Raw genomic sequence first — 3,511 nt, 5'->3', positions numbered from 1 at the left:
AATATATGGGAATTTTATAAATATTGTTTATATATAAAATTATACTTAATTAAGTTAAGTTTATTATTTGAATTATACTTTCTATATATATTAAAGACTTCATAAAGTAGATGAAATTTCAGTCTGGATTTTTTGTTATGCATACTTTTACTAGCTCCTTAGTGACAGCAATTGGATTTGGACTTTGCATGTTTTTTTACAATAGATTTAAAGGTGAGAACTGGAGTATAAAAAGGACAACATTATCAACAGTTAGGTTTTTTATATTATATTATGCTGCAAATTTATTAATTGAATATATGGGAATTTTAAAATAATATAAAATAAAGTTGTTATCAGTATTTTATTATTTATTATAATTTATATATTTTTACAAATTATAGTTTATTTTTTGCTAAATAGCATGCTCATCACATAATTCAATTAGTAACTCACATCCAAAAAGTTGGCTTTTTCCAGAAGAAGATGATTGTAGCGCAGGCGCTCATTCCCAAGCAGCAAGCGCAGGCGGCATCGTAGGAGCATTAGTAGGAGGTGTTGCTGGTGTGCAGTCGGAGGTTCTATTGCTAAACTAGGAGGTGCAGGTGCTGGCTTTGTGAGTGGAGCAGTAGTAGGTGGACTAGAAGATCTGGTGACGCCATGGTAGATAAATACAATCAATGCCATCCGAATCCAAGTTGTGAAGTAGGCGATTATGTTGAATCAGCGGTCATAAAGGGAGGCACAGGAGCATTAATTGGTTTATTAAGTGGTGTCCGGAAGGAGCAGCCGCAGGCGGAGTAATGGGAGCTGTTAACGGTTTAAAAGATAAGTACAATCAATGCCATCCGTAAAATGGAGGGAGGCTGTTTCTAATTTATTTAGAAAATAGCTAGTAAGATATTTCTGAGATCAGTGATATTGTAAACATACTTTAAAGCTATGGCTAAACTGATTTCAGGGATATTTTTGTGTGTGATAATAGATATTTTATTTCGGATGTTTATTATGTATATTGGTGATAATATTATTTCACTATTAATGAGTAATGTTTTTGATGTGTTGTATTCAATATTTATTTTTATATTTTTATTTGCATTAATTTATAGATACAGTGGTGACAGTTGGAAAAATAGTATAAAGGAATCGCTTAAGACATTTGTTTTGTTCTTTTTGTTCTTTTTAGCATTTTTTTTATTTATTTTTCTTTTAAATATATTAGATATTAGTATTTATATTTAACTTATTATAAAAAACAACTTTCATTTAAATAAGTTTATATTATTTTTAATTATATATATTATGTTTTGACTTTCTTATTATGTATAATTTAAAAATTTTTTCTTATATACTTAGATTAAGAAGTTGAAAAGAATATAAAATTAGATTTATTTGAGTTAAGTTTATTATTTATAGAATTCTAAATTTCTATCTATATCTCTATATATATAAAATCATTCGTAAAATAGATAAATTATTTTAAATTAAAATATTATTATATATGATATGTTTTTTATCAGGTTAAATAAGATTTATTTTTAGTATTTGTTTTATATCTATGTAGACTTTTTACATTTCAGAAAATGAGCTGACTTAGTTAAAAAGAGATAGAAAAAGCAACATTCTATACGAAAATTCTATTTTTTGTTATAGATTGTTTGCGTATCTATAAATTTATGTAGCTATAAGTTTATAATCAAATTTGCTAAGTTTATTTTTTTACAGAGTTTTTTCTTAAAAAGCACGAATTGTATTAATCTTTCCAATATGTGAAAACAGTTTTCCCATTTGCTAATGGCGTAAAACAGGCAGGAGAGCCTTAAAAGATGGGTGTAAACGCGTCGTCCAAATTCTAGCGTAAGCCGATTGGCTAAATAAGCCCCTAAGTAGCTTGATAGAGTGCTAATAGCCGTGCTAAACTGCATGCTAACCATCTTAATTGTATCGTTCTGATATGTTTTTTTACAAAATATAAAGGGGGATTTATATGTTTGGTTCATTTAGTTCTATTTTTTCTAATGGTTGGTCTTATGTTTCTAATACGTGGTCAAATATTTCATCAATGAATTTTTCAAGCAGTGAATCACGACCTGGGTGTACTGTTGGAGATTATCTCTCAGCAGGATTTTCAATGGGACGTAGGGGATAGAATATGGGAGTGGTAATTGGTGGAGTTATGGGGGGGGACAGTTGGAGGACCAATAGGCGCTATGTAAGGTCTAATGTTAGGAGGAAGAGTTGGCTCTGCAGTAGGATTTGGTACAGGTTTGGGATATACAGCCTATGAATGTTACCGCTAATATAAAAATTAGCAGATATTTCTAAAATGAACAAGCTTGTAGGCATAATTATGTGTCTACAAACTTGACTGGAAGGTTTAGGTGCATAATTTTACAAAATTATATATTTATTTTGGATTTTTTTTATGAATGAGCTTATTAGTATTATTGTAGAATTATTATTTTCTATAGGTGCTTTATTTATATTTTTCTATACATTGTTTTCATATTATAAATCTAAAGGTTATAGTAAAAAAGAAATTTGGAAAAAAATTTTGTTAAGAATATTTTTGTTCTTTATATTATTTTCTATGACATTTTTTATTTATATACGTTATTTCTATGAACAATGATTATTCATTATTAATTTATAATTATAGATTAATTTGGAAATTTTATTTGTTATCTATAATTTTAATATATTTTATGAATTATTTTTTGCATTTTTTGTTTAATTATATTTATTTAAATTGTATTATGTATCTAAGGTATGTAATGAAAAAAATATTAAAATTAAATCATTAATTAATAATAAATTCGTTTTTTATATTATTTTAAATTATTAATTTTTATATGAAATAATATATATTAATGTTTATTGTTTTTATATGTTTTTAATTTGGATTTTTTATGATTGATATTATTCGTATTATTTCAGAATTATTATCTTCTACATGTTTTTTCTTTATATTTTTCTATTCCATGTTTTTACATTATAAATTTAAAGGTTATAGTAACAAAGAAATTGTGAAAAAAATTTTTTCACGACATTTTTTTTCATTATATTTACTATATTACTTTCTATAACAGTTTTTATTTGTATACGTTATTTCTATGAACAATGATTATTTATTATCTTTATATGATAATGTATTATTTATTATCTTTATATGATAATGTTTTGATATGAGTTTTATAATAATTTATAATATTAAACTTAAAAAAATATTTACTGATTACATTTAGACAGAGACTTTAATATTATTATCAATATTTCTGTTTTTTTATTTCCTATTTTTTTAATCTTTTTCATTATTTCAAGAATGGTTAGGTTTAAGAATATTATCTTTTGTATAAGAATTTTTAGTTTATAGTTTTTGAAAAGTGATTATTTTTTTATATATCATAATTTATTGAAAAATAAGCTGATTTACTAATATAACTTACTATACTTCTAGTTTCTACTCATCATCTTGAGAAAGAGGAAGTGAGGCGATTTCTGTATCAAGCGCATCCATAAAATCGATAATAAA

General features: G+C 25.1%; 1 protein-coding gene. It reads left to right on the top strand.

The annotated features are described in order from the left end of the window. The first annotated feature begins 1,966 nt into the window (after positions 1-1,966). Complete coding sequence (locus ACFIO3_RS10165) at positions 1,967-2,128, top strand: hypothetical protein (RefSeq protein WP_375607786.1); 162 nt, start codon at positions 1,967-1,969, stop codon at positions 2,126-2,128. Positions 2,129-3,511: the final 1,383 nt, after the last annotated feature.

The organism is Bartonella sp. AD328YNZD, assembly GCF_042196425.1.
This window is presented reverse-complemented; position numbering and strand designations above follow the sequence as displayed.

What these genes read in the sequence shown, in the direction of transcription:
- ACFIO3_RS10165 (WP_375607786.1), top strand. Translation starts at nt 1,967, where the DNA reads ATGTTTGGTTCATTTAGTTCTATTTTTTCTAATGGTTGGTCTTATGTT.